General features: G+C 66.8%; 3 protein-coding genes. 2 read left to right on the top strand and 1 reads right to left on the bottom strand.

All coding sequences use genetic code 11. The features are described from left to right. The first annotated feature begins 171 nt into the window (after window positions 1–171). Entirely contained in the window at window positions 172–1308 is a 1137-nt protein-coding gene (locus A5624_RS00030) for a hypothetical protein (RefSeq protein WP_066859584.1), read from the top strand. Then, window positions 1305–2381 (top strand): phosphotransferase family protein, encoded by a 1077-nt coding sequence (locus tag A5624_RS00025; protein WP_066859582.1) that lies wholly within the window; start codon window positions 1305–1307, stop codon window positions 2379–2381. Before A5624_RS00030 ends, A5624_RS00025 begins: the two co-directional genes overlap by 4 nt. Here the strand turns inward: A5624_RS00025 and A5624_RS00020 are convergent. Next, window positions 2382–2709 (bottom strand): ATP-binding protein (locus A5624_RS00020; RefSeq protein ID WP_066859577.1); only part of this gene is annotated, 328 nt, incomplete at its 5' end. It lies immediately after the preceding gene.

Raw genomic sequence — 2709 nt, 5'->3', positions numbered from 1 at the left:
CATCGAGGATCGCGCGGTCGTCGCCCCAGCGCCGGCTCGGTTCCATGGCGGCGATGTTACGGGATGCGTTGTGCTGCTTTGTTATCTGACGCGAGCAGAATCCGGCCCAGCCTGAGCCGCTAACGAATCCTCCTGCAGCACAACGTGTCAGCGAGCCAGAAAGGGCCATCGATGGGGTACTCCGCGGCGGACGAGTCTTTCACCCACCAGCTGCCGACGACGTTCGACCAGGTGCACGACACCGATCCGACGTGGTCGGATCGGTGCTACTTCTTCGCCGCGTCGCCGGACGGCACCATGCTGTTGGCCAGTGGCTACGGCAACAACCCGAACACCGCCAGCGGGTTGGGTTACGTCAAGGTCAGCCTCGCCGACGGCCGGCACTGGGACCTGTTGTCCGGTCGGCCGGTATCAGGCGATGACCGCGCCGAGCTGCGCGCCGGGCCGATGCGCTGGACCTGCGTCGAGCCGCTGAAGAAGTGGCGATTGGACATCGAGCCCAACAACTCCGGAATCGAATGGGAACTCTATTACGAACCCACCGCCCCGATGTGGGAGTTGTTGCCCATGAAAGTGCATGGCAAGAACGGCGAACTGCTCGCGGACATGTACCACATGAAAGAACCCGGCCGGTGGAGTGGTTGGGTGCAGATCGACGGGGAACGCATCAGCGTCGACGGCTTCCACGGCGGACGTGACCGGACCTTCGGGGTGCGGATCTCCGACAAGATCGACTTCTGGCTGTGGCTCGACGCCGGCTTCGGCGACCATGCCATCGAAGCGTGGATCATCGAATCCTCCGATGGCGCGGTCAATTACGTCGACGGCGGCATCACGCATGCCGACGGGACCTTGTCGAAGCGATTCGTCAAGATCTCCCACGAGGTCGAATTCGACGGCGACCGCAAGCGGCCCACCCGGGCGGTGCTCGTCTTCACCGATGAGGACGGCGAGGCCCATCGGGTGATCGCCGAGGCGCCGCACCTCGAGGTCAACGCCTATTACGGGCTGCCGATGGCGCACTGCCAGTACGAGGACCTGGGCGGCGGCGCATACTTCATCCATTTCACCTGGGACAGCAGCGATCCCGAGCAGCTGACCGAGACAGAGGGCAAGTCGATGGCCCTGGACCAGCTGATGCGGTTCGAACGGGGTGGCGAGACCGGTTGGGGCATCTTCGAATTGCTGCTGGGCGGCCAGGGTTATCGCCGTTACCCCAACTGGGCGGCGATGGACATGTCCGCATTCACCCAGGACAAAACCCCGGTCGATCGACTGCCCGCGGATGACGCGGGGGTGCGCCAATGACGCTGGGCGAGGAGTTGCAACGGCGGCTCGGTGGCTGGCTGCGCACGCAGCTGCCGGACGCCGACGACGTCCGTCTCGAGGGCGTCGACCGGGTGAGCTTCGGGCACTCGGCCGAGATGATGACGCTACGCGTCGTCACCCGCACGGATGGGCGCGACGACCACCAGGACGTCGTGTTGCGGCTGCGCCCGCGGCCACCGGCGCTGTTGGAGCCCTACGACCTGGCGCGCCAGTTCCGGATTTTGCGAGCCCTGGCCGAAACCCCGGTCCGCGTGCCGCGAGCGCTGTGGCTCGAGCCCACCGGCGACATCCTCGGCAGGCCGTTCTTCGTCATGGAACGCGTCGACGGCGACGTCTACGAAATGGAGCCGCCGCCCGACGCCGACCGTGCTGTGGTGCGAATGTGTCAGAGCCTGGTCGAACAGCTGGCCGCCATCCACACGGTCGACCTGAGACGGACCGGGCTGGACACCCTCGACGACGGCTCGGACCATCTGGACCGCGAGCTCGCGCACTGGGCCGCGGAGATGAACCGGGTCAAGCGCGACCGCCTGCCCGCCCTGGAGCGGCTGCACGAGGCCCTGCTCGCCGCCAAGCCCGCGCCGTACCCCAAGGTCACACTGGTGCACGGGGACGCCAAACCGGGCAATTTCGCCTTCTCCGGCGGCGAGGTCAGCGCGGTCTTCGATTGGGAGATGACGACCGTCGGTGATCCGCTGACCGACATCGGGTGGCTCGAAATGCTGTGGATGCAGCCGGTCGGGATCACCAGCCACTCCGCGGCCCTTTCCATCGATGAGCTGCTCGCGCACTACGAGTCGGCCAGCGGCATCACGGTCACCGACCGGCCCTGGTATCGGGCGTTCAACGCGTTCAAGATGGCCGTCATCTGCCTCATCGGCGCGATGCTCGTGGAGGACGGGCACAGTGCGGACCAGAAACTCGTGCTGGCCGCTTACGGCACCTCGTTGCTGACCAGCGCCGGGCTCACCGAGCTAGGAATCGACGAAGCCCTCGACGACGGTCCGGTGCTGCCGCGGGAAGAACGCATCCAGCAGGTGCTGGCGGGCTGATCAGGCGTTGACGTCGGTCCACGTCAACGTGACGCGGGTGCCCTGCGGCGTGGGCTCGATGACCACGGCGTCGGCGAGCACCTCCATCAGCGGAATGCCGCGGCCGCGCCGCTGCTGCTGGCGCTGCACCGGCACCTTCTGTCGCCAACGGCCGCGGTCGTCGACGGTCACCGCGAGGGTGTCGGCATTCGCGTCGTAGGCTGCCCGCACGTCGAGCGTGCCGCGCTGGGCGGCGTCGACGTAGGCGAATTCCGCGGCGTTGGCGATCGCCTCGTTCACCGCCAGCAGCAGATCGCTGAACCGGTCGTCGTCAAGGGAGAAGTACCGC

It is taken from the genome of Mycobacterium sp. 1482292.6, from assembly GCF_001672995.1.
Classification (GTDB): domain Bacteria; phylum Actinomycetota; class Actinomycetes; order Mycobacteriales; family Mycobacteriaceae; genus Mycobacterium; species Mycobacterium europaeum_A.
The sequence above is the reverse complement of the archived record's forward strand: the minus strand, read 5'-3'. Positions and strand labels throughout refer to the sequence as shown.

Coding starts and splice junctions, on each gene's coding strand:
- A5624_RS00030 (WP_066859584.1), top strand. CDS start 172: ATGGGGTACTCCGCGGCGGACGAGTCTTTCACCCACCAGCTGCCGACG.
- A5624_RS00025 (WP_066859582.1), top strand. CDS start 1,305: ATGACGCTGGGCGAGGAGTTGCAACGGCGGCTCGGTGGCTGGCTGCGC.